The organism is Pseudonocardia sp. OZ21 (genome assembly GCF_059359135.1).
The window spans coordinates 59,116-85,180 of the sequence record NZ_JCADBN010000022.1 but is presented as its reverse complement, the minus strand read 5'-3'; the positions used below and the strand labels follow the sequence as shown (position 1 = coordinate 85,180).

Genomic DNA, 26,065 nt, shown 5'->3' with positions numbered 1-26,065 from the left:
CGACCAGCTCCTCGTCGTCCTCGTCGACCGGTTGTTCCTCGGCGTCCTCGTCGGCGAGCTCCTCGTCGTCCTCGTCCGCCAACTCCTCGTCGGCGAGCTCCTCGTCCGCCAGCTCCTCGTCCGCCGGCTCACCGTCCTCCGCGTCGACCAGTTCCTCGTCGTCCAGCTGCTCCTCCGGGGCCGGATCGACCACCTCCGGCGCCGGCTCGACCACGTCCTGCGGTGCCACGACCGACCGCCCCGCAGGGGCCACGCCGCCGTCGAGCTCGGCCGCGCTCCCCGCTTCGAGCGCAGCGATGCGTTCCTTCAGCAGCCGGTTCTCCTCGATGAGACCACCACTGCTCTTGCCGGAGCTCAGCGTCGGATCGTGCTCCCACCAGTCGATGCCCATCTCCCGGGCCTTGTCGACCGAGGCCACGAGCAGCCTGATCTTGATCGTCAGGAGCTCGATGTCGAGCAGGTTCACCCGGATGTCCCCGGCGATCACGATGCCCTTGTCCAGGACCCGTTCGAGGATGTCGGCCAGGTTGGTCGACGCCTCCTGCTTGCGCTCCATGGGGCGAGCACGGCTGGACATGGGTAGACCGCCGGCTGTCATCGGCTCTCCTTGTCGAATTGGCCACGCGTGTATCGCCGGGTCCGGCGGTACGAGAGCAGATCACCATCGCGGTCGAGCCGCACTTCGTAGATCGCGAGGACGTCGGTGGTGTCCGGGATCCGGTGGCTCTCCACGACCTCGACCTCGACGTACCAGTCGCCGTCACGGCGGTCGATCGCGACCACGTTCTCCGGATCGAGCCCGGTGAACTCTGCAACGTTCTCCCTGGCCAGACGCGCGGCAGCGGCCGCCCGGATGGCGGCCGCAGGCCGGTCGCGCGGGTCGGGCCCATCGTCCCGGTCGGTGGCCGGGGCAGGCCTGCGGCGGGCCGGCTGGCCGCCGGCCGCCCGCCGCCGGGGCCTGCTCTGCCCGTCGTGCTCCTCGTCCCGCTCGGCAGCGGGTGGTGCGTGCTTCGCTTCCCACCCGCTGCCGTTGCCCACTTGTCGCAAGCGGCGCGGCGCCACCTGCTCCTCGTCAGCCATCTCGGCTCCATCCCACGCCTGGCCACGGCGCGTCGGTCGGACATCGGACATCCAGCCGGCTGCACGGCGACCGGTGCGGCGCCTCGGGACGGACCCGGTTCGAACCGGCCCTACTGCCGCCGTACCATCAGCCGCTGCAACAGCTCGTTCTCGAGCTCGTCGGCCTCCTCCTCGGACAGCTCGCCGCTCTGGCGCGCCTCGTCGATCCGCTCCAGCTGGGCGCGGATCCGACTCGGGTCGTAGTACTGCTCCTCAGCGTGTTCCCGGATCTGTTCAGCCATCCACAGAACACCGCGAACAGGAGCGAGCGGCAGCGTGAGCAGACCGGTCAACAGGCCCACGTGATCACTCCGCCGGGATGAAGTCGTAAGGCGCCAGCGGCCCGAGCAGCCGCAGACGGATCCGGCCGTCCAGGTCGCTGCCCAGGTTCTCCACCGCCTCGTCGAAGTCGCCCAGGCGTTCGCGCTCCACCAGGAAGGCGGCGTTGACCACGTCCTCCGGCTGGCCCGGCTGTGTGGCCACCATCGACACGGCGAACGGTTCCAGGCGCTCCAGGATCTGGGCCGCGTCGCCCTCGCGCTGCTCCTCGAGCACGTTGACGACCAGCTCGCCCAGCCGGACGCGGTCGTAGTAGGACGCGTCCTCGGGCAGCTCGCTGATCTTGTCCTGCAGAGCCCGGATCTCCGCGTTGGACTGCAGCACCTCGCCCAGCACCGCGTCCTCCACGTAACGGCCCTTCAGGGTGTACTGCACCCTGCCCTCGAGGTCGTCGAGGACGGCCAGGAAGTGGTCCTGGTTCGGCGCCAGCAGCTCCTCGACCACGGCATCCTCCGCGGTGACCGCGGGGAACCGCATCGGGAGGACGGCGGCGTCCGCCGCCACGGCATTGACCACCGCCTCGTGGGCGAGCAGGTCCTTGCGGGTGCCGAGCGGGCGGTCCAACGGGATGTCGCTGACGATCGCCGCGACCTCACCGTGCTCCATCGTCGACACCTGCCCCGACGGTCCGAGGCCCTCCAGACCGGCGGGCAGCTGCGTGCCCACCCGGACGAGCCCGTAGACGTACACGGGGACTACCTGTTCCTCGTCGCCCTCAGGCATCTGCGTCTCGCTCACAAGGTCGCTCATGCGTCACGCTCCCGCTGACGGGGACGCCGCCGAGGCGCCTCCTCCCGTTCCTCCCGCCCACTGCCGAGCAGCTCGCCGACCTTGTCGACGGCCGCATCGAGCGCGCCGGAGGTCTTCCCTTTGGCGCCACCCTCGGTGATGCTCTGGGTCAGCTCGCCCAGGTCCTTGCCGCCTTTGCCCTTGCCGTAGAGGTCGGCGCGGTTGGTGGCCTCTGCGAAGCGCAGGAACGTGTCCACGCTCGCCACGACGATCCGGGCGTCGATGGTCAGGATCTCGATCCCGACCAGGGACACACGCACGAACACGTCGATCACCAGCCCCTTGTCGAGGATGAGCTCGATGACGTCCGCGAGGCCGCCTCCGGGACCGCCGCCGCCTCTCTCGACGACGCCACCCCCACCGCCGCCCCTCTGTGCCGACACTGTCATTCGTCATCGCCCCCGTCGTGATCTCGACGCTGCCACCGGTCGGCGGCCCTTAGCGGGCCGGTCGTCGTCCGAGTCCTCGTCGGCCTCGGCGACCTCCTCCGGCTGGTCGTCCGCGTACTCGTCCTCGTCGCCTGTGTCGGCGTCCTCGTCGTCCTCGTCGTAGGCCTCGTCCTCCTCCTCGTACGCCTGGCCGTTGACGGCACCGCCGTCGGCGTCCTCGGCGTCCTCGGAGTCCTCGGAGTCCTCGGCGGCGTAGTCCTCGTCGCTCTCGTCGCCCTCGTCCGTCTCGTCCTCGGCGGCCGCGCGCTCGGTGTCCTCGTCGCCCTCGGTCTCCTCGTCGGCGCCTTCGCTACCGGCGGTGTCCTCGGCGGCCTGGTCCTCCTCCTCCTGAGCGCGCTGCTCCTCCTCGATGGCCTCCTCGTGGGTCTTGGTGACCTCGCTGTCGTGGATCTCGCCACGCCAGCCCTCGACGTCCTCCTGGTGGATGAGGACGTTGCTCATCGCGTGCCGGCGGAAGTGCTGGAACTCCAGCCGGGCCCGGCGGCCCTGGGCGCGCCAGAGGTTGCCGGTGCGCTCGAACAGACCCTGCGGGTAGTACTCGAGGATCAGCGCGATGTGGGTCAGGTTCGGGCCGAGAGCGGTGAAGCTGACCCCGCCGTCGACGTGGCCCTTCGGCCCCTTCGACCGCCAGACGATGTGCGAGTCGGCCACCTGCTCGACGACCGTCGCCTCCCACGTCCGGTGGGACAGGAAGATCTGCGCCTTCCAGTTCATCTTCTCGTCGGACGCCTGCTCGACGCTCTCGACCTTCTTCATGAAGGTCGGGAAGTCGGCGAACTGGGTCCACAGGTCGTAGGTCGTGCGCAGGGGCAGGCCGACGTCCTGGCTCTCGCTGATGACGGTGACCTTCAGCTTCTTCTGGCCGCCCGAGCCCCCGCCGCCACCACCGAAGGCGTTCTTCATCTTGTCCTTGAGGGCGGTGAAGCCTCGCTTCAGGAAGCCGGGGCGCGACTCACCGTCGTCACCCTCCTCGCCCTCGCCGTCTTCGTCGTCCTCGTCGCTCTCGGAGCGCTCCTTGCCGCCGAGCGCGGTCCGCAGGCCCTGCCCGCCGTTCTCGGCGACGCCGGTCAGGCGCTCGGACAGGCCGCTCACCCGATCGGTCGCGGCCTCGGCCGCACGCTGCACGAGCAGGCCGAGCAGGCGCTGTCCGGCGTCCTTCAGCGCGTCCGTGGGCAGCGCGTCGGTGAGACTCGGCTTGTCGGTCTTCTCAGCCATCGCCGTCGCTCCGTTGGGTCCGCGCGGTCCGGCCGGTCTTGCGACCAGCCGTGGACTTGGCCGCGCCGCGACCCGCACCCGAAGCCGGGGCCGCCGTCCGCTTGAGCGTCGCCGTGGCGGAGGCGGCGTTCTTGCCGGCACGGGCAGGCGCCGCCTTCGCCGAACGCGTCCTCGGCCGGGCCGCGGGCTTCGGCTCGGGCTCAGGCTCGGGTTCGGGCTCGTCCTCGTAGTCGTCCTCGTCCTCCGCCGCGGGCGCGCGCTCGTCGTCGTCGACGACGTCCTCGTCGTCGTACTCGTCCGTCTCGGGCTTCTCGTCATCAGCCTTCCGCCGGCGCGGGGCGGCGGCGACGTCCCCCAGGGTCTCGACCCTCTTGCCGACCCGGTCGGTGAGCGACTCGACCTGGCGAGCGGCCACCGCCAGTGCGGCGCTCTTGCCTGCCTCCAGGAGCCGGCCGCGCACCTCGTCGGTGAGCCGCGACAACTCGGGCGAGCTGTTCAGGAGCTTCGTCCCGGTCTTCAGTAGCTCTCCGGGACCTCCTGCCCGCCGCCCGGCGGCCATCCCGCCCAGCATCATGGCGAGCTTCATCTTCTTGGTTCGTCCGAGAAAGTAGCCGCCGACCACGCCGAGGGCTACTCGGGCTCCACACTTCACTGGATCTCCTCTGTCCGTAGTCGCGGTTGTCAGGTATTCATTGGTTTCGGCAATCGCGTGAAACGACAACCATCGCGCCCACACCATTTCGGCGCAATGCGCGCCTCCTGACGGCCGCCTCATCGACTACCCCCGGTGAAGGCCGCACACACACCTGTGGGTCGTTCACGGAAGAATCTTCGCGAAATTAGGCCGTTCGGCGCAGAGAGCGCCGCCGAGTGCCGGAACACAGATGGAGTAAAGCCGTCGGGACCGCCACGAATTCGCTGCAATGACCGTCATCGGTCGAAGTTCCCGCTCCGGACAAGACGATCGGCGGTGGCTGGATCGGGGCACGACGCGCGCTGTTCGCCTTCCGATGCAGGTCGCGCGCACCGCGGCGCCAAGAGGACCGGTCCACCGGACCGCCAGGGGACCCGGCCCAGCACCGGACCCCGGTGACGTTCCGGACAGCCACGCGGGCAGCCGCCCGGTCGATCGCCCGTTGCCCCGGATGGTCCGCGCTCGGCGGCACGCGGACGAGCGCTCGGCGAGCCGTCGGGCGGTCGCTCGGTCAGCGCCCTGCCGTCACCGCGAAGCGGCCCGGACAGCCAGCCAGACGGCGACGACGATCAGCACGAGCAGGAGCAGGACGACCGTCACCGGCAGCAGGACCAGCGCGAGTACCAGCGCCACGATGATTGCCACCCTGATCGCCGGGCTCAGTGCGCCGAACGCACCCTTGATCGCTCCCCAGACCGGGTTGCGGCCCTGCATCCCCGCCTTGACGCCACCGAGCAGCGCGTTCAGGGGGACACCACCGCGGGCCGCGATCTCGTCGAAGCTCTTGGCCAGCGTCTCGACCTTCTCCAACGCGAGCCCGAACGCCCGCTCGAGCACCGTGGCGAGCAGCTTGCGGAGGCTGGCCTTCAGATCCTCGAGAGCCTGCTCCGTGGGCGGGGCGCTGATATCGGCCTGAGCCCTCGGCGCCGCGCGCCCTGTCGTCTCGACCATCAGCCCGTCCCCCTTCTCCGTCCACCTCTCCGTTCGAGCAGAACTGCCCGACGGATGGTGCGACCGCGTTCGTCAGATACCCGTCCCCTCGTGCTTCTACTCGATCAGACGCGGTTCGGCGCCGTGCTCGATGAGCACATGTCACGAAATCCGATCAAGCACAACCGCTGGGCGTCGTAATTTCCGGCCGGGACCGGAATGGTCATTCCGTGGGCGACCGTGACCCGTTCTTCCGGCCGCACTAGCGCCAACACCTCTCGATGCTGGTCTGGGCGCCGCGGTCGAAGTCGGTGTCCATCGTGAACGTCTGCCGAACCCGGCAGACGACCCTCTCGCCGACCTGCACATCGGCCGGCATCTCGGAGACCAGGTCGCCGGTGGCGGCGGCGTTCAGCGCCTCCGCCGGCAGCGGCGCCGCGAACCGCACCGCGGAGTAACCCCGACCGGCGGCCTCGGAGAGCTCGATGGCCTCCACGACGGCGGCCACGTCGGCGCCCCAACTCTCGGTGCGGTAAGCGGGGCACGCGACGAGCGCGATGGGGATCATCAGCAGCGCGGCCAGTACCGCCAGCAGGGCGAGGCACACCCGCGGGAGGGATCCGCCGGGCCGACGGGCCGGGTCCGACTCTCGTTGCATGATCAAACAATGCCATCTCGTGCGGACCGTCGGGTCCCTGAGACCACGCGGACCGGGACGATCGATCGGTCGGGGGGCAAAACCCCACACATCAGCGGCCGCCTCCCGGAAGACTGGGCCGCGTGTATGTCCCCACGCACTTCGCCGCCGATGCCGCCACCGTGCGGGAGCTGCTTCATCGCCCGCAGGCCGCCGACCTGATCACCATGACCGACGAGGGGATGCTGGCCACCTTCCTTCCCTACCTCTTCGACCCGGACGACGGCGACCACGGCGTCCTGCGCGGCCACGTCGCCCGCACCAACGACCAGTGGCGACGACAGCCGATCGGCGAGGCACTGGTGATCGTGCACGGCCCGGACGCCTACATCACGCCGAACTGGTACGCCTCGAAGGCCGAGCACGGCCGCGTGGTGCCGACGTGGAACTACCTCACCGCTCACGTCTACGGGGAGCTCCGGACGCACGAGGACCCGGCGTGGCTCGATGCGCTGGTGCGCAGGCTCACCGACCTGCACGAGTCGCGCGAACCCGCCCCGTGGTCGGTCGACGACGCACCCGCCGCGTTCGTGGCCGGGCAGCTGCGCGCGATCGTCGGCGTCGAGGTGGTGATCAGCCGCATCGAGGCGAAGGTGAAGATGAGCCAGAACCGGCCCGCCGCGGACGTCGACGGCGTGATGGCGGGGCTGGAGGCACGCGGCGACTCGCCCATGTCCACCGCCGTGCGGGCCGCCCGCCCGGACTGATCCGTCCCGTGCCACACCTCAGTAGTACACGGCATCAGTACACGGCATCGTGGAAGGAGATCTCCGCTCGCAGCACACCGCTGAACCAGCGGTCCAGCTCGGTGTCGCCGACATCGGCCGGGTCCAGCTGGTCGATGTCGGCACGCAGCGCGTCCACCTGGGCGAGGAACGCGGGGCCCGTGTGGAGATCGATCCACTCCTGCAGGTCGGGTGCACGGCGGGCCGAGATCTCTCCCGCGGAGGCGCACCAGCGCGCGTACATCGTCTCGGCCGCGAACATCCCGGCGACCGCGGCTGCGCGGCCGTCCGACCCCACCTGCGCGAGGACGACGTCCGACAGCACCGCAGCGCGGCGCAGCGTCGGCCCGTCCGAGCCGACGGGCACGGGCCAGCGCCCGCGCAGCCCGGCGAAGTAGTCACGCTGCTCGGTCACCAGGTTGGTGAGCGAGCGAGCATGCGGGAGCACCACCTCCCAGGCGTCCGACTCCCAGATCACCCGGCCCAGCACCCGGGCGGCCGTCAGCACGAACGCCTCCTCCACCAGGAGGTAACGGGCGAAGTCGGCGGCGTCGAGCGTGCCCTCGACCGCCTCGCGCACGAACCGGACGCCGCACGCCTCGTCGAGCAGCGCGGCGTGCCGCCCCACCAGTGCGACCGAGCGGGCCTCGCTCATACCCGGACCAGCCAGCGGACGAGGCCGTCGAACAGGTCGGCGTAACCCGGCCACTGCTCGCAGAATGCGGCGGGCGCCCAGTGCGGGGAGCAGTCGGAGGTGAACGCGGCGGCTCGGCCGGAGCCGTAGGGGGCGAGCGCCACCAGGGGGTCGCCGTTGATCAGAGCCGGTACCTCGGCCCCGTCCTTGGCCACCACACGGTTGTAGCCGAGCAGTGGGGGCCAGGCCGCGCCGGCACCACCGAGCGCGGCATGCGCGGCGTCCATGACGAGCGGGACGGCGCCTGCCGGGCACTCCACCCGGTCGTCCTCGGCGAGCATCTCCACCGGCAGCACGTCGGCCAGCACGGTCTGCCGGAACGCCGCCCGGGCCTGGAACCCGCTGAAGGACAGGTAGCCGCCGATCATCAGCACCGCCCCGCCGCCACCCACCCAGTCGCGCAGCGCGGCGAGCCGGTCCGGCCCCGGCTCACCCCGTTCGAAGACACCGGGTGAGAGCTGGATGGAGTTGGCCCCGATGTCGGAGAGGACCACCACGTCGTAGGTACCCAGGCTCGTCGCGTCACCCGGGAAGTCGGTGGGGACGCGGTGGGCCGGAAGGTGCACCACGTCGTGACCGCGGGCCGTGAGCGCGTCCCGCAACGGGCCGACACCCTCCACATAGGAGTGCACGGTGAACTCGTCGACCCCCTTGACGTGCGTCGAGGTGGTCATCCAGCTCTCGCCTGCGATGAGGATCCGGGCCAATTCAACGTCCTTCCGCTGCAGCGTTGTCGAACAGGGCGCGCGGGTTGTCGGTCATGAGGGCGCTCACCACGTCGTCGGCCAGCCCGCTGCGGCGCAGGCGGTCGGCGAACACGAGCGGGACGTAGGCGAGGCCGTTGCCGCCGAAGCGGGTGAGCATGGCCTTGAGGAACAGGTCGTGCGACAGCAGCAGCCGCCCCGCGTGGCCTGCCTCGGCCAGGGCGGCCACGGCGGCGGCGGTGTCGGCGGGAGGCGGCGACTGCCCCTCTCCGGGGAAGTGGAAGGGCATGCCGATCATGTCGAACTCGAGGAACACGCCCCGGTCGGCGACGGCGCGCTGGTACTCGCGGTCGGCGCCGGAGGGGTCCATGTGGCAGAGCACGACGGCGCCCGGCGCCACCCCCTCCTCGTCGAGCACGACCCGGAGCACCTCGTGCGCCCGGCGTTGCCAGCCGGGCAGGTGCACGAAGAGCGGCACCCCCACCTCGCGCTGCGCCCGGCAGGCTGCGCGCAGGGCCGAACGCTCGGCCGCGGTGAAGGCCGGGGAGACGCCGATCTCGCCGATCACACCCGGCCGCAGCTCCCGGGCCGGGTCGAACTCGGCCACCAGGTCGGCGGCGAGCCGGTCGACCGGCGTCGTCGCGAGGCCGGGCGGGTGCGTCGCCTCCAGGTACCAGCCCGAGCCCATCACCACGCGCACGCCGGTGGCCAGGGAGAGCCGCCGCAGGCGGCCGGGGTCACGCCCGATCCCGGGCGGGGTCAGGTCGACCACGGTCCGGCCGCCGACGGACGCGAAGCCGGCCAGGTCGGCGGCCATCGCGGCGTCGTCGTCGAGGCGGCAGTTGTCCCTGCTCTCGTAGGGGTGCTCGGCGAGGACCCACGCCGTGTCGGGACGCACCGGGCCGGCCAGCAGAGCGGCCACGCGCGGGTCGGCCGCCTGCCGGAACGCGACGCCCACGTCGTTCGCCAGGTGCTCGTGCGGCAGGACCAGCCCGAGGTCGGCGGAGTCGACGGCACCGGTGACGGTACGGACGGCGGTCACGGCCGGCTCATGAGCCTGCCCAGCAGCGGCCCGATGCCCTTTCCGCGCAGGTTGATCCAGATCACGAGGATCAGCACCGCGCCGGTGATGATCGGCGTCAGGTACGGGCTGACGCTCATCAGCGTGAGCCCGTTGGCGATCATCCCGGTGAGGATCGCGCCGATCAGCGTGCCGACGATCGTGCCGCGGCCACCCAGGAGGCTCGTGCCGCCCAGCACCACCGCGGCGATGACGGTCAGCTCGAACCCCTGCGCGGAGTTGGCCGATCCGGAGCCCAGCCGGGCGGCGATGAGGATGCCGGCGACCCCGGCCGCCAGGCCGGAGAAGCCGAGCGCGGCCATCTTGACCAGCCGGACGTTGACCCCGGCCCGGCGCACCGACTCCTCGGCGGCGCCGATCCCGATGACGTACTGCCCGAAGCGGGTGTGGTGCAGCAGCACCAGCCCGAGCGCGGTCACCACCAGACCGATCCACGCGCTCAGCGAGAAGCCGAGCCACTTGGCCTCGCCCAGCCGGGCGAAGAAGGTGGTCGACGCGATGGGCACGGAGAAGCCCTCGGTGCGCAGCAGCGCGACACCGCGCACCACCGACAGCGACGCCAGGGTGACGATGAACGCCGGGATGCCCTGGTAGGCGGTGAACCACCCGTTGACCAGACCCCAGCCCAGGCCCATGAGCAGCCCGGCCAGCAGGACGACCGACGAGTCCCAGCCGGCCAGCAGCAGTTGGGCACAGACAGCGGAGACGAACGCGACGATCGACCCGACCGACAGGTCGATCTGCCCCGCGGTGATCACGAAGGTCATCGCGACGCCCACGATCAGCGTCGGCGCCACCTGCGTGGCCAGGTTGGAGACGTTGGCGAAGGTCAGGAAGTCGGCGTCGGCCACCGAGAAGAACACGAAGACCAGCAGCGTCACCCCGGCCATGACCAGGGTCGCCTTGTTGGTGCGGGCCCACCAGGACGGTGGCCGGGCGAGCCGCACCGCGGCGGTGGGCGCGGGCGAACCGGTGGACGTGGTGGTGGTCATGCCGAGGCCTCCCGCTGTTCGGACCGGGTGATCAGACCGACGAGCCGCTCGATGTCCAGCTCGCCGATCGGCACGTCGTCGACGCTCGTGCCCTCGTACATCACGGTGATCCGGTGGCAGACCCGGAACAGGTCCTGCAGCCGGTGGGTGATGAGGATGACCCCGACGCCGCGCGCCGCGACCTCGCCGATCAGCCGCAGCACCGACTCCACCTCGGCCACCGCCAGCGCCGCCGTCGGCTCGTCGAGGATGAGCACGTCGGGCGCGAAGGAGACGGCCCTGGCGATGGCCACCGTCTGACGCTGGCCGCCGGAGAGGGTGCCGATCTCCTGGTGGGTGCTCGTCACCTTGACGTCCAGCTCGGCCAGGATCCGCGCGGCCTCGGTGTGCATCGTGGTGCGGTCGATGAACGGGCCCCGCCGCGGCTCACGGCCGAGGAAGAGGTTGCCGGCCACGTCGATCGTGTCGCAGAGGGCCAGGTCCTGGTAGACGATGCCGATCTTCTCGGCCCTGGCGTCCGACGGGTTGGCGAACCGGACGGCGCGGCCGCGCACCCGGATCTCGCCGTCATCGTGCTGCACGGCGCCGGCGAGCACCTTCATCAGCGTGGACTTGCCTGCGCCGTTGTCACCGACGAGGCCGAGGACCTCTCCGCGGCGCAGGGTCAGGTCGACGCCCCGCAGCGACCGCACCGGCCCGAAGGACTTGGTGATTCCCCGCAGTTCGACGAGGAGATCGTCGGTCATCCGGTCACTTCCCGAGGTAGACGGTGTAGTCGCCGACGTTCTGCGGCGTGACGATGTGGATGTCGACGGGGTTCTGCCTCGGCACGGGGTTGTGGCAGGACAGGTCGATCGCCGCAGCCATCGACCGGTACCCGAACTCGAAGCTGTCCTGCTGCACCACGGCGGTGATCCAGCCGGCCTTGAGGCCGTCGACGGCCGGGTCGGAGAGGTCCCAGCCCACCACCTTCACCCGGTCCTGCGCTCCCTGGCTGCGCACCGCGGCCGCCAGCCCGATCAGCGCAGGCTCACCGGTGGCGTAGACGTAGGGCAGCGTGGGGTTGCCGGTGAGCAGGTTCTCGGCGGCGGTCTGGGCGTCCTCCTGGACGTTCTTCCCGTCGACGACGGTGCCGACGGTCATGCCTCCCGCGGTCACCTTGTCCGTGAAGCCCTTCTGGCGTTCGAGCTGGATGGTGCTGTTGAGAGCCCCGACGACGCCGACCTCGCCCTTGCCGCCGGACTCCGACAGGAGCACCTGACCGACCTGGGCTCCGCCGTCGGCGTTCGCGGTGCCCACCTGGGTGTCGACCGCGGGATCGTCGACGACCGCGTCGACCGCGACCACCGGGATGCCCGCGGCGTGGGCGGCCCGGAGCGCGGGCTTGATGCCCTCGGTGTCGACGGCGTCGACGATGATCGCGTCGACGTGCGAGGCCACGAGGTTGTCGACGGCGTTGGCCTGGGTCACCGAGTCGTCGTTGCCGGAGATGATCTGCAGCGAGACGTCGTGCTGGTCGGCCATCGCCTGCGCCGCCGAGTTGATCTGGTTGAAGAACAGCGCCTGCAGGTTGATCGTCACGAGCCCGACGCGCAGCGGGTGGTCGGGTTGGCAGCCCACCGGCTGGGACTTCGGCGGCGGCAGCGAGGCGGCAGGCGCGCTCGACGGTGAGCCCGGCGCCGACGCCGAACCCGCCGGTGGCGCGCTGTCGCAGGCGGCGAGGGTGAACAGACAGGCGGCGGCAGCCAGGGCGAGCACGCGCTTCATCGAGCCTCCAACAGGATGGGTGGACGGGGGGATCAGGGCGTGCGGTTCCCCGGGACGGCGGTGATCGGTGGACGCAGGACGGCGTCGACGACGTGCGAGGCAGGCGCGCCGCGCGCGCCGGGAACGGTGCAGGACAGGCTCGCGGCGATCCCGGCCCGCGTGGCCGCTGTGGCCAGGGACAGGCCGGCCTCGACCCCGGCGAGGTACGTGCCGGTGAAGCAGTCACCGGCACCGGTGTCGTCGACCACCTCCACGGCCAGCGCCGCACCGGACACGGTGGCTCCGTCCGGAGCGCAGAGCGTCCAGCCACGCGGGCCGTCGGTGACCACCAGAACGGTGCCCGAGACCGCGGCCAACGTGGCCCAGCGGTGCTCCGGAACGTCGAGCATGCCTTCGAGCCTGCGCCGCCCCACCACGACATGACCGGCGTGGCGTACCGCTTCGAGGGCAACATCACGGTCGTCGCACCCGTCGAGGTCGACCGCGAGCGTCAGCGCGGGACGGACCGCGGCGGCGATCTCGCCGGCCCGGTAGCCGTCGAGGTACAGCACGTTGCGCCCCGCCGACGTCAGCCGGTCGGCGACGGCCGAGACGTGCGTGGCGCCGAGCGCGTCGTCCTCGCTGATCACCGACCGCCTGCCCAGCGCGTCGACCAGCACGATCGCGGTCGACAGGAACGCCGATCGGTCGGTCCAGCTCGGGTCGACGCCGTCGGCGGCCAGCTCGGCGAGGAACCGGTCGGAGAGCGGGTCGGCACCGACGACGCCGGCGAAGGCGACCTGTGCGCCTGCCCGCGCGGCGGCGACCGCGGCGTTGGCGGCCATCCCGCCCGGCAGGTGCTCCACGGCGGACGCGTGCAGCCGCTCGTCGGGCCGGGGGAAGCGGGGGACGCGACCGACCACGTCGAGGTTGGCGTATCCGCAGAACACGATCATCGGGGCCGACCGGTCACTTGCCTGCGGCGCGCGCGACGGCCCGCACCTTCTCCGGTGCGACCCGCCCCCACCAGCGGCCGTTCTCCTTGGCGGCCGACGCGACGATGCCCCCGTCGCACTCGGCGAACAGCGACCCCACGTTGTCGGGGCTGATACCGCTGCCGACGATCACCGGCAGCTGGGTGGCGCCGCGGATCCCGACGACCTCTGCCACCGACGTGGCATGTCCGGTTCGGGAGCCGGTGGCGATCAGCACGTCGGCGTCGAAGAACTCGGCGTCCTCGGTCTGCTCGGCCAGCGTGCGGTCGGCGACGATGGCGTGGGCGCCGTGCTTGACGTGGACGTCGGCGAAGACCTTGACCTCGTCGGCGCCGATCGTGTGCCGGTATCGCGTGGTACGCGCGGCCTGGCCCTCGATGACGCCCTCGTTGGCCACGTAGGCGTTGACCCACTGGTTGACCCGCACCCAGCCGGCCCCGGCGGACCAGGCGGCGGCGACGGAGCACTCGCCCGCGTTGGAGAGCACGCTGACCCCGACCCGGGGCCCGAGCTCGGCCACGACGGCCGCGGTGACGACGCCCATGCCGGCGGCCACCTCGTAGCCGTGCTGGCCGGGCTTGAGGAACGGCAGGTCCCCGTGGTTCTCCACGATGACGGAGTCGAAGCCGTTGTCGACGTAGGCCCGCGCCTCTTCCACCGCGAAGCGGCAGAGCTCCGAGACGGGCTGCCCGCGGTACGCCGGACTACCTGGCAGCGGAGGCAGGTGGACTGCTCCGATGAGCACGGGTCGCGTGGCGAAGAGCTCGGCGATCGCCGAGGGCTTGCGCGGATAGACCCCGAGCGGTGCGGTCACGTTCACTTCCTGTCGTCCATGGTGCTGGGTAATCGATTACCTACCGACGAAGCTAGCTCCGTAGCCCTGCGCTCCGGAAGAGGCAATCGTTTACATTCATGTTGCGGCGGCCGCCGCGGTCCTCGGGCGGAACGAAGCGAACGGAGGTCCGGTGGCGAAGGTGACCATCCGCGACGTGGCCGAACACGCGGGCGTGTCGACGGCGACGGTGTCGCGAGCGCTCTCGGGCGCCAAACGCGTGTCGCCTGCGGTCGAGGACCAGGTCCGGCGCGCCGTCCAGGAGCTCGGCTACTCCGGCAACGGAATCGCCAGCGCACTGCGCCGCAGCCGCACCGACACGGTGGGCATGATCGTACCGAGCATCGTCAACCCGTTCTTCACCTCGCTCGTGGAGAGCGTGGAGCACGCCCTGCAGGACGAGGGACGCCAGCTCTTCCTCTGCTCGTCACGCTCCGACCCCCGGCTGGAGGAACAACGGCTGCGGAGCCTGGTCGCCCGGCAGGTCGACGGGATCGTGATCAGCCCCGTACACGGCACCGGGAGCACCGCGGCGATCTCGTGGGCCGCGGGCGAGCTGCCACTCGTGCAGGTCGACCGGTACGTGACCGGGGTGGACAGCGACTGGGTCGGCGTCGACGACGACGAGGCGCTGCGCCTCGTGGTGGAGCACCTGTCGGACCGGGGCGTGCGCACGGCGGCATTCATCAGCTCGCGCCTGACCAGCTCCTCCACCGAGCTGCGGGTGGCCGGCTTCCAGTCGCACACCGCACGGCTGGGCATCGCCGTCGTCCCCGGCGGGCTGCTGCTGGGCGAGTACTCGATCGACTGGGGCCGCACCGCCATGCAGCGGCTGCTGGCGGCCGGACCGCTGCCCGACGCGGTGGTGTGCGCCGACGACCTCATCGCGCTCGGCGTGCTGCAGGCGTGCAGCGCCGCCGGGGTGTCCGTGCCGGGGGACGTGCTGGTCACCGGCTTCGACGACATCCCGTTCGCCGCGCTCAGCGACCCACCACTGACCACCGTGCGCCAGCCGCAGGTCACCATCGCGACCGAGGCGGTGCGCCTGCTGTCGCAGGCGTTCCGGGTGTCGCCGCCCGAGCCGGTGCGGCTGGCCCTCGCCCCGAGCCTCGTGGTGCGGGCCAGTACCGGCGGCTGACGCGCGTCAGACCAGCGGGTAGCCCGCGTGCTCGATCTGGGTACGGATGCTGAACGCGGGCGTGAGCATCATCGTCAGCTCGGTGCGCTCCAACGCGTCGGCCAACCGGCGGGCCGCGTCGGCCTCCAGCCGGAACCCGAGCACCACCCGCCGGTAGAACAACGTGGGCGGACCCGCGTCCAGCGTGACCACCACCTCGATGTCCCCCGGGTCGCCGTCGCGTTCCAGCTGGGCGCGCACCGTCATCGCGCTGCACGCCGCGAGCGAGGCCGTGAGCAGCTCCAGCGGGGTGGGGCCCTTCCCCTCGCCGTCGTCGGGGTGGTCGGACACCACCTCGTGCGAGCCGAGCTGTACGTCGACGGCCCGGCCTGCCGTGGCCGCCAGCCGCGCGTCCGCCGATGCGAGGGGCATCTGCATTGTCATCGCGGCAGTATCACGGCTCTTCGGTGATCGGCAGTAGCACCTGGAAGCGGGTGTCGCCCGGCTCGGACTGTACGCGCAGGTCGCCGTGGTGACGGGTGACGATCACCCGGTAGCTGACGTCCAGGCCGAGCCCCGTGCCGCGCCCCACCGGCTTGGTGGTGAAGAACGGCTCGAAGATCCGCTGCCGGACCTCGGGCGGGATGCCGGTGCCCGTGTCGCCGATCTCGATGAGCACGCAGTCCTCGACCCTGCTGGTGCGGACGGTGAGCGTGCCCGCGCCGTCCATGGCGTCGATCGCGTTGTCGATGATGTTGGTCCAGACCTGGTTGAGCTCGGCCGGGTACGCCGGGATCAACGGCAGCGTCCGGTCGTAGTCCTTGGCGATGCCGATCCCGCTCTCCTCCCCCAGCTTCCGCCCGAACATCACCAGCGTGGCGTCGAGGCCCTCGTGCACGTCGATGAAGCGGTGCGGCGCCCGGTCCATCTGCGAGTACTGCTTCGCCGCGAGCACGAGGTTGGAGATGCGTGTGGTGGCGTCGAGGATCTCGCGCAGCAGGCTCTCGGTCTCCACCGTGTAGGCGAGCCAGCGGATCGCGCCTTCCAGCGTGGTCTCGTTGGTGGCCGTGTGCAGGGCGTCCAGGTCCTCCACGCCCAGGCCACCGGCGACGAAGACCGGCGCCAGGTCCCAGCTGCCGTCGATGCCGTGGTCGTCGAGCCAGTCGCCCAGCTCGTCCTCACGGTCGCTGGCCTCGATCGCGGAGAGCGAGGGCGCGTTGCGGACCTTCTTGACGAACTCGTCCTGGGCCATCACCAGCTTCTTCAGCTGGTCACCCGCGATCTTCCCGTCGGCGATCATGGCGAGCTTCGCGCGCATCCCGGCGACCTTGTCGCGCAGGGTGTCGGCGGCCCGGCCCGCCGCGGCGGCCGGGTTGTTCAGCTCGTGGGTGAGGCCCGCCGACAGCTTGCCCAGCGCGAGCAGCCGCTCCCGCTCCGAAACGAGGGCGCTGTTGCGGCGCAACCCCAGCAGCATGCCCTCGAGCAGGTGCACCGCCATCGGGAACCACCGCGCGAAGACCTTCGCGAACTCCGGGGCCGGGAGGGCGAGCACGACGCAGTCGGTGACGGCGCGCACCGTCATCGCGTAGTCCCTGGCCGTCTCGTCCTCGAGGTAGAACTGCACGGCCCCGAAGTAGACGCCCCGCTGCTCCGTGCGGCCCGTCTCCACCACATCGCCGGAGATCAGCCGGCTCATCGCGATCGTGCCCGACAGCAGCACGTGGAAGCACCGGGCGGGCTCTCCTTCGACGACGATGTCCTCGCCGCGGGGCACCTCCACCACGTCACTGTTCCCGACCACCCAGGCGAGCTGGTCCGCGTCGAGCTCGGCGAACAGGAACAGCTCGCGCAGCTCGTCGGGCGACGGCCGAACCGGCGCGCTCACTGCTCCGCCAGGTAACGGTGAACGAGTGTGACGGCCATGGCGCCCTCCCCGACGGCTGAGGCCACGCGCTTCACCGAGTCGGCGCGCACGTCCCCCGCCACGAACACGCCGGGCACGCTCGACTCCAGGTGGTACGGGTCCCGGTCCAGCGGCCAGCCCGGCGGCCGTTGGCCGTCGACCACCAGGTCGGGGCCGGTGCGGACGAAACCGCGCTCATCGCGTTCGACGACGCCGTCGAGCCACTCGGTGCGCGGTGCCGCCCCGATGAAGACGAACATCGACGCCGCCTTCACCGCCTCGACGGCCCCGCTCTGGCGGTCGAAAATGGTGAGGGACTGCAGGTGGCCGTCGCCGTGCGCCTCCACGACCTCTGTCCTGGTGCGCACCGAGACGTTGTCGATCGCGTCCAGCTGCTTGATCAGGTAGGTCGACATCGACGCCTCCAGGTCCGGTCCGCGCACCAGGACCGTGACGGTAGCGGCGTGCCTGGAGAAGAACACCGCAGCCTGACCGGCGGAGTTGGCGCCGCCGACGATGTAGACGTCCTCGCCGCTGCAGCCGGGCGCCTCGGTGGCCGCGGAGCCGTAGAACACGCCGCGGCCGGTGAGGTCGGCGATGCCCGGCGCGTTCAGGTTCCGGTAGGACACCCCGGTGGCCAGCACCACGGCGTGGGCGGCGATCTCACTGCCGTCGCCGAACCGCACGACGCGGGCCGATCCCCGTGCCTCGAGCGCGACCACGTCGCGCGCGGTGAGCACCTCGGCGCCGAACTTCGCGGCCTGGCGCCGCGCCCGGTCGGTGAGCTGCGCGCCGGAGACACCGTCGGGGAAGCCGAGGTAGTTCTCGATCCGCGAGCTCTGCCCGGCCTGACCGCCCGTGGCCTGCCGCTCCACCAGCACGGTGCGCAGCCCTTCCGAGGCCCCGTAGACGGCCGAACCGAGACCGGCAGGACCACCACCGATCACGATCAGGTCGTAGAAGTCCGACACGGGGTCGGTGGTGAGCCCGCAGGCCGAGGCGATCTCGGAGTCCGACGGGGACCGCAACGCCGTGCCGTCGGCGGTGATCACCAGGGGCACGTCGTCGGGCGAGGCACCCGCCGCCTCCAGCAGGCGCGCACCCTCCGGCTCGTCGATCGAGTAGTAGCGGTAGGGCACCGAGTTGCGCGCCAGGAAGTCGCGCGCCGCGAAACACTCCGCCGACCACCGGTGCCCGACGACGCGGATCTCCTCGACGGGCCGGATACCGACCGCACGCCACGTCTCCACCAGCGCGTCGATCACCGGATAGAGCTTCTCCTCCGGTGGGTCCCACGGCTTCAGGAGGTAGTGGTCGACGTCGACGACGTTGATCGCCTGGATCGCGGCGTCGGTGTCGGCGTAGGCGGTGAGCAACGCCCGCCGCGCATGCGGCGCGACGTCCATCGCCTGTTCGAGGAACTCGATGCCGTTCATCTCCGGCATCCGGTAGTCGGCCAGGATCGCGGCGACGGGCTCACCACGCAGCGTCAGCTCGCGCAGTGCCTCCAGCGCCTCCCGGCCGGACTCCGCACGGACGACGCGGTAGTCCTGGCCGTAGCGGCGACGCAGGTCGCGAGCCACCGATCGGCTCACTCCCGGGTCATCGTCGACGGTCATGAGGACGGGCTTGGTCATGAGGCTCCTGCCGGACGTGCCATTCCCTCGATAGTGCCCGCGCCACGATGCGCGGTGCCGGTGTCGTCCGCCGACGGCGAACACACCCGTTGAACCTAACCCCGGAGCCGCCGCCGCCGCGAGGCTCTGGTCCGGTGGCTGCTCCGCGCGGCGGCACCAGGACCGTCACGTGGGTGAGCGGACGGCCGGTGCACAGGGATCCGCGGCCCGCTCGGGCCGCGATGCGTCAGAGCGCGTCCGTGGTGACCGTCCCGTTGATCCGCCGCGGCAGGCCCAGCGGGTTGTCGTCGCGCAACGCCTCGGGCAGCAGAACCTGGGGTGTGTTCTGGTAGCAGACGGGCCGCAGGAACCGCCGCACCGCGGTGGTGCCCACCGACGTGTGCACCGAGGCGGTGGTGGCCGGGTACGGGCCGCCGTGGTGCATCGCCGCGGCCACGGCCACCCCGGTGGGCCAGCCGTTGTAGACGAGCCTGCCGGTGCGCTCGCGCAGCAGGTCGAGCAGCGGCGGCAACGTGGACGCGTCGGCGTCCTCGGCGTGGACGGTGGCCGTGAGGTTGCCGCCGAACGCCTCCGCTGCGGCGTGGAGCTCGTCCGGGCCGGTGTAGGAGACCACGATCGACGTGGGCCCGAAGCACTCCTGCAGCAGCGGATCGGGGTCGGCGAGCAGTTCCTTGGCGGTGGTGGCCAGGAGCGTGGGGGCCACCCCCGCCTGGACCTCGTCGCCGTGGACGAGCGTGCGCACCGGGCCGAGCCCTTCGAGCCGGTCGCGCTCCTCCGCGTGGGCGGCGCGGATACGGTCGTTGAGCATCCCGGCGGCTCCCGTGCCGCGGACCGCGTCGACGAGCCGCTCCTCCAGCCTGTGACCCTCGGGGAGGAACAGCAGCCCGGGCTTCGTGCAGAACTGCCCGGTGCCGAGGGTGAACGAGCCCACGTACCCGTCGGCGATGGCCTCGCCCCGCGCGGCCACCGCGGCAGGCGTGACGAACACCGGGTTGAGGCTGCCCAGCTCGCCGTAGAAGGGGATCGGCTCGGGGCGGGCGGAGGCGATGTCGAGCAGGGCCCGCCCGCCACGGACCGAGCCGGTGAACGCCGCCGCCTTGATCCTCGGGTCGATGATCGCCGAGGTGCCGGCATCCATGCCGTGCACCACCGCGAGCGTCCCGTCGGGTGCGCCGACGGCGCGCAGCGCGTCGGCGAGCACCTCGCCCGTGCGCTGCGACAGCTCCGGGTGCCCGGGGTGAGCCTTGACCACCACGGGAGAGCCCGCCGCCAGCGCCGCCGCGGTGTCGCCACCGGGCACGCTGAACGCGAACGGGAAGTTGCTCGCCGCGAACACCAGCACCGGGCCGAGCGGCACCAGCATGCGGCGCAGGTCGGGGCGCGGGACGGGCGCGGCGTCCTGATCGGCCGTATCGATGATCACCTCGAGGTAGGAGCCCTCCTCGAGCGCGTCGGCGAACAGCCGCAGCTGGCCACTGGAACGCGCCACCTCGCCCGTCAGCCGGGCCTCCGGCAGCGCCGACTCGGCGATGGCGATCGGCACGAGCTCGCCTGCGGCGGCGTCGAGCGCGTCGGCGGCGGCGCGCAGCAGGGCCGCGCGCTCGGCGGGGCGCAGCGCGGCCAGCGGGCCCGCTGCACGCGCGGCCGCGGCGAGAACGGCGTCGAGCTCCTCGGGGGTGGTGTCGTTCACAGCTGAACCTTCCTCGCGTCGGGCCGGTCGAGGGCGTCCACCAGCCAGGACATCGGCTCGCGACCCCGGACGACGGGGTTGGTCAGTGTGCCGACCTCGGCGATCTCGATCTCGACCCGGTCGCCCTCGGCGAGGGAGAAGCTCAGCTCCGGCACGATGCCCGTGCCGGTGGCGAGGATCGCGCCGTCGGGGAAGTCGGTGGGCGCGAACAGCGCCGCGACCAGCTCCTCCGGCGTGCGGTGCAGGCGAGCGGTGCTGGTGTCGCCGGTGAAGACGGTGTCCGCGCCACGCTGCACCCGGATGGTGATGGCCAGGTCGGTGGCGTCGGGCACCTCCCAGACGGGCCGGATGCCGGTGGCGAGGGCACAGCAGCCGCTGAAGATCTTGGCCTGCGGTACGTACAGGGGGTTCTCGCCCTCGATCGAGCGGGAGCTCATGTCGTTGCAGACCGTGTAGCCGACGATCTCCCCGAACCGGTTGGCGACGAGCGCGAGCTCCGGCTCCGGGACGTCCACGGTGGAGTCCGAGCGCAGCGCCACCGGCTCGCCGTCGGTGACCACGCGCCAGGCCACCGACTTGAGGAACAGCTCGGGGCGCTCCGCGTCGTACACCTTCTCGTAGACCGAGGCCTCGCTGCTCTCCTCGACGCGACCGCTGCGCGAGCGCTCGTAGGTGACGCCGGCCGCCCACACCTCGGTGCGACCGTCGACGGGAGGCAGGAACGTGACGTCGGCGGCGTCCACGGCGCTGCCGGCAGCGGACGCGAGCCGCTCACGCAGCTCGTCGCGGGACTCGCGGAGCAGCTCGGCGACACTGCCCCACGGCAACGGCGCCACAGTGGCGTCGCTTCGCAGGCCGACACGGGGGCCGGGGCCCCCCGGCTCGATGTAGCGGACGATCTCCATGTTCGTGCGCACTCCCATCCTGGCGCGGGCCTCGGCGACCCCCGAACGGGAACTGATCCTATGGCGCAGATCCGACAGGCGCCGCCCCAGATCGCGACGACGGGCCTCGGCCCTGCCGCTGGACGGAACGATCACCGGTGAGCACGGCGGTCTTCGACCCTCGGGGCGACCTCGCCCCCCGGCACCGGGTTTCCTACCGGCGCGTCCACCGGTCGCTCAGCGCCTTCGCCAGCGCTGCGGCATCGTCGCCCGACGCCCCGCGCACCACGGCCGCGGCGCAGGCCGTCACCTCGATCTCGGCGGCCTTGGCGTCCGTGATCGGCGGCAGGACGGTGGCGATGCCGAGGTGCGAGCCCACGCAGCGGGACCGGACCAGCCAGCCCCGGTTGCGGGCGAGCCAGCCGCGGTTCCTCGCGACGGGGGCGGGACCCTCGGCCGGGAGCACGCTGCGGCACGCACCGGCGGTGACGTCCAGGACCAGCTCGGAGAAGCCGGTCACCGTCCGCACCCCGGACGGCGCGCGCTCCGAGGAGGGGCCGCGCGCGTACGCGACCGCTCCTGGTTCGGCGCCGTACGCCTCGGCGGCCCGGTCGAAGTCGTCGAGCTCGTCCGGATGCACGGCGGCGACGACCTCCCGGGCGATGTCCACGAGTCTCTTGGCGTGCACTCGGTCGTCCTTCCCGTTGCGAAGTCGATCGCGCAGTAACTCGGCGACCGGGGGACGCCCGTTAGCGGTACCGGATTGAGGGGTTGATCACACCGAAAGTGCCGGAATGGGCAGAATGCTCCGGATGACCGAGCAGTTCGCCGGCGCGATCGCGCTCCCCGACGGGACCGAGGTGCGCGGGCGTGGCCGTCGGCGGCCCCTTCCGCCCGGCCCGCTTCCCACGTACGGCCTCTACCTGGGCCGCTCCCCCGATGCGCCGGACCTTCGGTTCTTCGGGCGCCGCAAGCCCGCCTGGCATCCGGACTGGGCCGCCGACTGGATCGACTGGCCCGACTTCCGCGTCCCCCGGGACGGCAGGGCGGCGGCCGCACAGATCGAGCACGCCTACTCGGTGGCGCGGTCCGGGGAACGCGTCGAGGTGGCGTGCGGCGGCGGCACGGGGCGCACCGGCACGGTGATCGCCTGCATGGCGATCCTCGCGGGCCACCCGGTCGACGACGCCGTCGGGTGGGTCCGGCAGCACTACCGGCGTCACGCGGTGGAGACCCGCGGCCAGCGACGCTGGATCACCTGGTTCGCCACGCAGTACCTCGCCCGCGGCGACGCCCGGCCCTGACCGCGGCCTCGATCGGAGAACCGATCAGCTCAGGTGCTCCACCAGCGCCGCCGTCACCTGCGCCGTGGTGGCCGTGCCGCCGAGGTCGGCGGTGCGGGTCTCCGGCTTCGCGAGCGTGGCCTCCATCGCGGCGAGCACGTCGGCGGCCGCTGCCGCGTGGCCGAGGTGCTCCAGCATCAGTGCCGCCGACCAGACCGCGCCGACCGGGTTGGCCAGGCCCCGCCCCGCGATGTCCGGCGCCGACCCGTGCACCGGCTCGAACATGGACGGGAACTCCTTGGTCGGGTCCAGGTTCGCCGACGGCGCGATCCCGATCGAGCCGGCGACGGCCGCGGCGAGGTCGGAGAGGATGTCGCCGAACAGGTTCGAGCCGACCACCACGTCGAACCGCCCGGGCTGCAGCACGAACTTCGCGGCGAGCGCGTCGATGTGCTCGCTGTCCCACCGCACGTCCGGGTGCAGGGCCGCGCGCTCCGCCACCACCTCGTCCCAGAACGGGAGGGTGTGCACGATCCCGTTCGACTTCGTCGCCGACGTGAGATACCCGCGCCGGGAGGCCGCGAGGTCGAACGCGAAGTCGGCGATCCGGCTCACGCCGACGCGGGTGAAGATCGACTCCTGCACGGCCATCTCGTCCGGGAACCCGCGGTTCACCCGGCCACCGACCTCGCTGTACTCGCCCTCGACGTTCTCGCGGACGACGACGAAATCGACGTCCTCGGCCCCGCGCAGCGGGCTCTGCACGCCGTCGAACACGCGGATCGGGCGCAGGTTGACGTACTGGCGGAACGCGCGCCGGATCGGGATCAGCAGCCCCCACAGCGACACGTGGTCCGGCACGCCCGGCCAGCCCACGGCGCCGAGCAGGATCGCGTCGAACCGGCGCAGCGTGTCGATCCCGTCGGGCGGCATCATCGCGCCCTCACGCTCGTAGCGCTGACACGACCAGTCGAACTCGGTGTAATCGAGGGCGACGTCGTGCCGGGCGCAGGCGGCGTCCAGCACGGTGCGGGCGGCGTCGATCACCTCGGTTCCGATGCCGTCGCCCGGGATCACGGCGATCGTCTGCGCGGTCATGCGACGCCGAGCCCGAGGACGGCGACCATCACGGGAAGGAACACGACGATGAGTATCGCCCCGATGACGTCGAAGGCCGCGCCGGAGCGAATCATCGTGGTGATCGGCACAACGCCGGACCCGTAGACGATGGCGTTCTGCGGCGTCGACACCGGCAGCATGAACCCGAACGACGCGGCGAACGTGGCGGCCAGCGCGGGCACGAAGGGGTTGACCCCCGCGGCCACCGCGATGGGGATGACGATCGGCACCACCACAGCAGCCGATGCCGTGTTGCTCGTGGTCTCCGACACGATGATCGCCAGCAGCACCGCGAAGACCGTGATGGTGACGACGTTCGCGAGCCCCAGCCCCGACGACACGGCCTCACCCAGCGTCCGCGCGAGCCCGGTGTCCGCCAGCAGCGCACCGAAGATGATGCCGGTGCCGAACAGCAGGATCGTGCCCCAGTCGATCTGCTGGGCGTCCTTCCAGCGGAGCGTGAACTCGCGGTTTCCCCAGTCCGTCGGGAGCAGGTAGAGCAGTGCCGCCCCGAACACCGCGACGATGCCCTCGTCGAGCCGCTCGCTCACCGCGTCGTAGGCGGCCGAGTCGTTGCCCGCCACGAGCGCGACGATGCCGGGCAGGATCCAGAGCGACACGGTGACGCCGAACGCGATCAACGTGTTCTTCTCGGCACGCGACAGCGGCCCCAGTTGGGCGCGCTGCTCCACCACGTACTCCGCGACGCCGTCGATGCGGCGGATCTCCGGCTTGTTGAGCAGTAGCAGCACCACGGCCAGCGCCACGAACATCAGCAGGCAGATCGGCACCGCCACCGCCACCCACTGCGCGAAGCTGATGCGCTCCCCGGTGGCCTCCTCGATCAGGCCCCGGCCGATCAGGTTGGGCGGGCTGCCCACCGGCGTCAGCAGGCCCCCCACGCTCGCGCCGTACGCCAGCATCAGCATCAGCGCGGCGCCGACGCGCAGGCGCAGCGGGTCGAAGTCCTCCGCCACGAGCCCGCGGTCCTGCATCAGCTTCGCGATCACGCTGAGGATGCCCATCGCGGTGGGCAGGAGCATCGCCACCGTGGCGGTGTTGGACACGAACGCCGAGAGCAGGCACGTCACCGCACCGAACGCGATGATCACCCCGACGCTCGACTGCCCGACCCGCGGCAGCGCCAGTATCCGGAACGCGAAGCGCCGCGCGACGCCGTGCTTGAGCATCGCCTGGGCGAGGATGAACGCGCCGATGAACGTGAACACCGTGCTCGACCCGAAGTTGGCCAGCACGTCGTCGGCCGGGGCCACCTGCAGGATCACGATCAGCGCCACGCCGATCAGCCCCGCGATCGGGATGGGCACCGCCTCGCTCACCCACAGCACGATCACGCCGAGCAGGATCCCGGCCAGCACCTGTTGCTGAGGCTGGAGATTCAGCGGCAGCGCCAGGAACACGATGGTCACGATCGGCGCGAGGAAGAGCCCGACCGTGCGGCGGCCCTTCTCGAACCGTTCCTCCGCCGGGGAGAGCCGTTGCTCCCCGAGGCTGCGATAGGTCGCATGCCCCAGCAGGGCCTTGTCGACGTCGGTGCGGGTGCGCTGGCTCTCGGCGGTCATGGTCCCCTCCACGACGACGGGATCAACTCGCAGAGAGTGACAGCCGTCACGCCGTGGCGCCAGTCCTGCTACCTCAGCGGGTGCGCGCCACCGCGAAGATCCGCCGGAACGGGAACCACGTGGTGCCGTCCGGCCGAGCGGGGTAGACGGCGCGCAGGCGCGGGGCCAGCTCCGACCGGAACGCGGCGTACCCGTCCGCGGAGAGCGCGTCCCGTACCGGCCGCAACGCCGTGCCGCTGATCCACTCCAGCACGGGGTCGGGGCCGGTGAGCCGCTGCTGGTAGGTGGTCTCCCAGACGTCGACCTCGGCGCCCGCGCCGGCCAGCAGCTCGGCGTACTCGGCCGGTTCGGCCACCGCCAGCTCACCGCGCACATCGACCCGTCCGTGCCACGGCTCCTGCGCCGCCAGCTCGCGGATCAGGGCGTGCGACGGCGCCCCGAGGTTGCCCGGCACCTGCATCGCGAACCACGCACCGGACGGCAGGGCCTCGATCCACCGCGGCAGCAACTGCCGGTGCGACGGCACCCACTGCAGCACCGCGTTGGTGACCACCACGTCGGTGTCCGGCGGCGGCACCCAGTCGGCGACGTCGGCCTGCTCCGCCGCGATCCCCCGTTCCCGAGCCGCGGCCACCATCTCCGCCGACGAGTCGAGGGCCACCACCTCGGCGTCGGGCCAGCGCGTGGCCAGCAGGGCGGTGAGGTGGCCCGGCCCGCAGCCGAGGTCCACCACCCGGCGCGGGTCCACCGCGCCCACCCGCGCGAGCAGGTCGTGGAACGGACGGGAGCGATGGTCGTCGAAACGCAGGTAGAGAGCTGGGTCCCAGGTGGTGGTGCTCATCGCCATG

At 71.7% G+C, this 26,065-nt stretch carries 28 protein-coding genes and 1 pseudogene; 3 read left to right on the top strand and 26 right to left on the bottom strand.

Annotated features, from left to right (window positions below):
* Positions 1–253: 253 nt before the first annotated feature.
* From AC5L35_RS33580 to AC5L35_RS33540, 9 genes and pseudogenes are all read right to left on the bottom strand, one after another.
* Positions 254–577: pseudogene (locus tag AC5L35_RS33580) on the bottom strand (gas vesicle protein); the annotation flags it as partial.
* Between the two features lie 17 nt (positions 578–594).
* Positions 595–1,080, bottom strand: coding sequence for a gas vesicle protein GvpO (gene gvpO / locus AC5L35_RS33575; protein WP_495063775.1), 486 nt, complete (start codon positions 1,078–1,080; stop codon positions 595–597).
* 110 nt (positions 1,081–1,190) lie between these two features.
* A complete protein-coding gene (locus tag AC5L35_RS33570; RefSeq protein ID WP_495063774.1) occupies positions 1,191–1,421 on the bottom strand; it encodes a gas vesicle protein GvpG in 231 nt (76 codons plus the stop codon).
* A gap of 4 nt (positions 1,422–1,425) precedes the next feature.
* Positions 1,426–2,208, bottom strand: a complete 783-nt coding sequence (locus AC5L35_RS33565; protein ID WP_495063773.1) for a GvpL/GvpF family gas vesicle protein — start codon at positions 2,206–2,208, stop codon at positions 1,426–1,428.
* Positions 2,205–2,636, bottom strand: coding sequence for a gas vesicle protein GvpJ (gene gvpJ, locus AC5L35_RS33560; RefSeq protein WP_495063772.1), 432 nt, complete (start codon positions 2,634–2,636; stop codon positions 2,205–2,207). Before gvpJ ends, AC5L35_RS33565 begins: the two co-directional genes overlap by 4 nt.
* Before the next feature lie 3 nt (positions 2,637–2,639).
* Positions 2,640–3,911, bottom strand: a complete 1,272-nt coding sequence (locus AC5L35_RS33555; RefSeq protein WP_495063771.1) for an SRPBCC family protein — start codon at positions 3,909–3,911, stop codon at positions 2,640–2,642.
* Positions 3,904–4,563 (bottom strand): hypothetical protein, encoded by a 660-nt coding sequence (locus tag AC5L35_RS33550; protein WP_495063770.1) that lies wholly within the window; start codon positions 4,561–4,563, stop codon positions 3,904–3,906. The genes AC5L35_RS33555 and AC5L35_RS33550 overlap by 8 nt, the downstream gene beginning before the upstream one ends.
* A gap of 567 nt (positions 4,564–5,130) precedes the next feature.
* On the bottom strand, positions 5,131–5,556 hold the full coding sequence (locus AC5L35_RS33545; RefSeq protein ID WP_495063769.1) for a hypothetical protein: 426 nt from the start codon (positions 5,554–5,556) through the stop codon (positions 5,131–5,133).
* A 241-nt stretch (positions 5,557–5,797) separates the two neighbouring features.
* Entirely contained in the window at positions 5,798–6,193 is a 396-nt protein-coding gene (locus AC5L35_RS33540; RefSeq protein ID WP_495063768.1) for a hypothetical protein, read from the bottom strand.
* Positions 6,194–6,315: 122 nt separating this feature from the next.
* On the opposite strand from AC5L35_RS33540, the gene AC5L35_RS33535 reads away from it, so the two are divergent.
* A complete protein-coding gene (locus tag AC5L35_RS33535; protein WP_495063767.1) occupies positions 6,316–6,939 on the top strand; it encodes an FMN-binding negative transcriptional regulator in 624 nt (207 codons plus the stop codon).
* A gap of 34 nt (positions 6,940–6,973) precedes the next feature.
* Here AC5L35_RS33535 and AC5L35_RS33530 read toward each other — a convergent pair whose 3' ends face one another.
* The 8 genes from AC5L35_RS33530 to AC5L35_RS33495 are packed head-to-tail and all read right to left on the bottom strand — an operon-like array spanning position 6,974 to position 13,983.
* Positions 6,974–7,612, bottom strand: a complete 639-nt coding sequence (locus AC5L35_RS33530; RefSeq protein ID WP_495063766.1) for a TenA family protein — start codon at positions 7,610–7,612, stop codon at positions 6,974–6,976.
* On the bottom strand, positions 7,609–8,358 hold the full coding sequence (locus tag AC5L35_RS33525; protein WP_495063765.1) for a glutamine amidotransferase: 750 nt from the start codon (positions 8,356–8,358) through the stop codon (positions 7,609–7,611). The genes AC5L35_RS33530 and AC5L35_RS33525 overlap by 4 nt, the downstream gene beginning before the upstream one ends.
* A gap of 1 nt (position 8,359) precedes the next feature.
* On the bottom strand, positions 8,360–9,397 hold the full coding sequence (locus AC5L35_RS33520; protein ID WP_495063764.1) for a phosphotriesterase family protein: 1,038 nt from the start codon (positions 9,395–9,397) through the stop codon (positions 8,360–8,362).
* A complete protein-coding gene (locus AC5L35_RS33515; protein WP_495063763.1) occupies positions 9,394–10,428 on the bottom strand; it encodes an ABC transporter permease in 1,035 nt (344 codons plus the stop codon). The genes AC5L35_RS33520 and AC5L35_RS33515 overlap by 4 nt, the downstream gene beginning before the upstream one ends.
* A complete protein-coding gene (locus AC5L35_RS33510) occupies positions 10,425–11,174 on the bottom strand; it encodes an ATP-binding cassette domain-containing protein (protein WP_495063762.1) in 750 nt (249 codons plus the stop codon). Before AC5L35_RS33510 ends, AC5L35_RS33515 begins: the two co-directional genes overlap by 4 nt.
* Before the next feature lie 4 nt (positions 11,175–11,178).
* Entirely contained in the window at positions 11,179–12,195 is a 1,017-nt protein-coding gene (locus AC5L35_RS33505; protein ID WP_495063761.1) for a substrate-binding domain-containing protein, read from the bottom strand.
* A gap of 32 nt (positions 12,196–12,227) precedes the next feature.
* Entirely contained in the window at positions 12,228–13,130 is a 903-nt protein-coding gene (locus AC5L35_RS33500) for a carbohydrate kinase family protein (protein WP_495063760.1), read from the bottom strand.
* A 13-nt stretch (positions 13,131–13,143) separates the two neighbouring features.
* A complete protein-coding gene (locus AC5L35_RS33495; protein WP_495063759.1) occupies positions 13,144–13,983 on the bottom strand; it encodes a BtpA/SgcQ family protein in 840 nt (279 codons plus the stop codon).
* A 151-nt stretch (positions 13,984–14,134) separates the two neighbouring features.
* Between AC5L35_RS33495 and AC5L35_RS33490 the strand changes: the two genes are divergently transcribed.
* The gene (locus AC5L35_RS33490) at positions 14,135–15,139 is read left to right on the top strand and encodes a LacI family DNA-binding transcriptional regulator (protein ID WP_495063758.1); all 1,005 of its coding nucleotides are present in this window, start codon (positions 14,135–14,137) and stop codon (positions 15,137–15,139) included.
* 6 nt (positions 15,140–15,145) lie between these two features.
* On the opposite strand, the gene AC5L35_RS33485 is transcribed toward AC5L35_RS33490, so the two are convergent.
* The 6 genes from AC5L35_RS33485 to AC5L35_RS33460 all read right to left on the bottom strand — a co-directional run bounded on the left by AC5L35_RS33485 (position 15,146) and on the right by AC5L35_RS33460 (position 21,920).
* Positions 15,146–15,562 carry an OsmC family protein gene (locus tag AC5L35_RS33485; protein WP_495063757.1) on the bottom strand — a complete coding sequence of 139 codons (417 nt, stop codon included), beginning with the start codon at positions 15,560–15,562 and terminating at the stop codon, positions 15,146–15,148.
* A gap of 10 nt (positions 15,563–15,572) precedes the next feature.
* Positions 15,573–17,003 (bottom strand): ATP-binding protein, encoded by a 1,431-nt coding sequence (locus tag AC5L35_RS33480; RefSeq protein WP_495063756.1) that lies wholly within the window; start codon positions 17,001–17,003, stop codon positions 15,573–15,575.
* Positions 17,000–18,658 carry an FAD-dependent oxidoreductase gene (locus AC5L35_RS33475; protein ID WP_495063755.1) on the bottom strand — a complete coding sequence of 553 codons (1,659 nt, stop codon included), beginning with the start codon at positions 18,656–18,658 and terminating at the stop codon, positions 17,000–17,002. Before AC5L35_RS33475 ends, AC5L35_RS33480 begins: the two co-directional genes overlap by 4 nt.
* A 226-nt stretch (positions 18,659–18,884) precedes the next feature.
* The gene (locus AC5L35_RS33470; protein ID WP_495063754.1) at positions 18,885–20,348 is read right to left on the bottom strand and encodes an aldehyde dehydrogenase (NADP(+)); all 1,464 of its coding nucleotides are present in this window, start codon (positions 20,346–20,348) and stop codon (positions 18,885–18,887) included.
* Positions 20,345–21,265, bottom strand: a complete 921-nt coding sequence (locus AC5L35_RS33465; protein ID WP_495063753.1) for a fumarylacetoacetate hydrolase family protein — start codon at positions 21,263–21,265, stop codon at positions 20,345–20,347. The genes AC5L35_RS33470 and AC5L35_RS33465 overlap by 4 nt, the downstream gene beginning before the upstream one ends.
* A 181-nt stretch (positions 21,266–21,446) precedes the next feature.
* Positions 21,447–21,920, bottom strand: coding sequence for a hypothetical protein (locus AC5L35_RS33460; RefSeq protein ID WP_495063752.1), 474 nt, complete (start codon positions 21,918–21,920; stop codon positions 21,447–21,449).
* A 124-nt stretch (positions 21,921–22,044) separates the two neighbouring features.
* On the opposite strand from AC5L35_RS33460, the gene AC5L35_RS33455 reads away from it, so the two are divergent.
* Positions 22,045–22,536: a protein-tyrosine phosphatase family protein gene (locus AC5L35_RS33455; RefSeq protein ID WP_495063751.1), complete on the top strand. Its 492-nt coding sequence runs from the start codon at positions 22,045–22,047 to the stop codon at positions 22,534–22,536.
* A 24-nt stretch (positions 22,537–22,560) separates the two neighbouring features.
* Here AC5L35_RS33455 and AC5L35_RS33450 read toward each other — a convergent pair whose 3' ends face one another.
* The 3 genes from AC5L35_RS33450 to AC5L35_RS33440 all read right to left on the bottom strand — a co-directional run bounded on the left by AC5L35_RS33450 (position 22,561) and on the right by AC5L35_RS33440 (position 26,058).
* Positions 22,561–23,613, bottom strand: coding sequence for a tartrate dehydrogenase (locus tag AC5L35_RS33450; RefSeq protein ID WP_495063750.1), 1,053 nt, complete (start codon positions 23,611–23,613; stop codon positions 22,561–22,563).
* Positions 23,610–25,217, bottom strand: a complete 1,608-nt coding sequence (locus tag AC5L35_RS33445) for an SLC13 family permease (RefSeq protein WP_495063749.1) — start codon at positions 25,215–25,217, stop codon at positions 23,610–23,612. The genes AC5L35_RS33450 and AC5L35_RS33445 overlap by 4 nt, the downstream gene beginning before the upstream one ends.
* A gap of 73 nt (positions 25,218–25,290) precedes the next feature.
* Positions 25,291–26,058: a trans-aconitate 2-methyltransferase gene (locus AC5L35_RS33440; protein WP_495063794.1), complete on the bottom strand. Its 768-nt coding sequence runs from the start codon at positions 26,056–26,058 to the stop codon at positions 25,291–25,293.
* Positions 26,059–26,065 lie beyond the last annotated feature (7 nt).

Bases quoted from the DNA above. Each gene is read 5' to 3' on its own strand.
- gvpO (WP_495063775.1), bottom strand. From the start codon at position 1,080: ATGGCTGACGAGGAGCAGGTGGCGCCGCGCCGCTTGCGACAAGTGGGC.
- AC5L35_RS33565 (WP_495063773.1), bottom strand. From the start codon at position 2,208: ATGAGCGACCTTGTGAGCGAGACGCAGATGCCTGAGGGCGACGAGGAA.
- gvpJ (WP_495063772.1), bottom strand. From the start codon at position 2,636: ATGACAGTGTCGGCACAGAGGGGCGGCGGTGGGGGTGGCGTCGTCGAG.
- AC5L35_RS33555 (WP_495063771.1), bottom strand. From the start codon at position 3,911: ATGGCTGAGAAGACCGACAAGCCGAGTCTCACCGACGCGCTGCCCACG.
- AC5L35_RS33545 (WP_495063769.1), bottom strand. From the start codon at position 5,556: ATGGTCGAGACGACAGGGCGCGCGGCGCCGAGGGCTCAGGCCGATATC.
- AC5L35_RS33540 (WP_495063768.1), bottom strand. From the start codon at position 6,193: ATGCAACGAGAGTCGGACCCGGCCCGTCGGCCCGGCGGATCCCTCCCG.
- AC5L35_RS33530 (WP_495063766.1), bottom strand. From the start codon at position 7,612: ATGAGCGAGGCCCGCTCGGTCGCACTGGTGGGGCGGCACGCCGCGCTG.
- AC5L35_RS33515 (WP_495063763.1), bottom strand. From the start codon at position 10,428: ATGACCACCACCACGTCCACCGGTTCGCCCGCGCCCACCGCCGCGGTG.
- AC5L35_RS33510 (WP_495063762.1), bottom strand. From the start codon at position 11,174: ATGACCGACGATCTCCTCGTCGAACTGCGGGGAATCACCAAGTCCTTC.
- AC5L35_RS33505 (WP_495063761.1), bottom strand. From the start codon at position 12,195: ATGAAGCGCGTGCTCGCCCTGGCTGCCGCCGCCTGTCTGTTCACCCTC.
- AC5L35_RS33500 (WP_495063760.1), bottom strand. From the start codon at position 13,130: ATGATCGTGTTCTGCGGATACGCCAACCTCGACGTGGTCGGTCGCGTC.
- AC5L35_RS33485 (WP_495063757.1), bottom strand. From the start codon at position 15,562: ATGACAATGCAGATGCCCCTCGCATCGGCGGACGCGCGGCTGGCGGCC.
- AC5L35_RS33475 (WP_495063755.1), bottom strand. From the start codon at position 18,658: ATGACCAAGCCCGTCCTCATGACCGTCGACGATGACCCGGGAGTGAGC.
- AC5L35_RS33455 (WP_495063751.1), top strand. From the start codon at position 22,045: ATGACCGAGCAGTTCGCCGGCGCGATCGCGCTCCCCGACGGGACCGAG.
- AC5L35_RS33450 (WP_495063750.1), bottom strand. From the start codon at position 23,613: ATGACCGCGCAGACGATCGCCGTGATCCCGGGCGACGGCATCGGAACC.
- AC5L35_RS33445 (WP_495063749.1), bottom strand. From the start codon at position 25,217: ATGACCGCCGAGAGCCAGCGCACCCGCACCGACGTCGACAAGGCCCTG.
- AC5L35_RS33440 (WP_495063794.1), bottom strand. From the start codon at position 26,058: ATGAGCACCACCACCTGGGACCCAGCTCTCTACCTGCGTTTCGACGAC.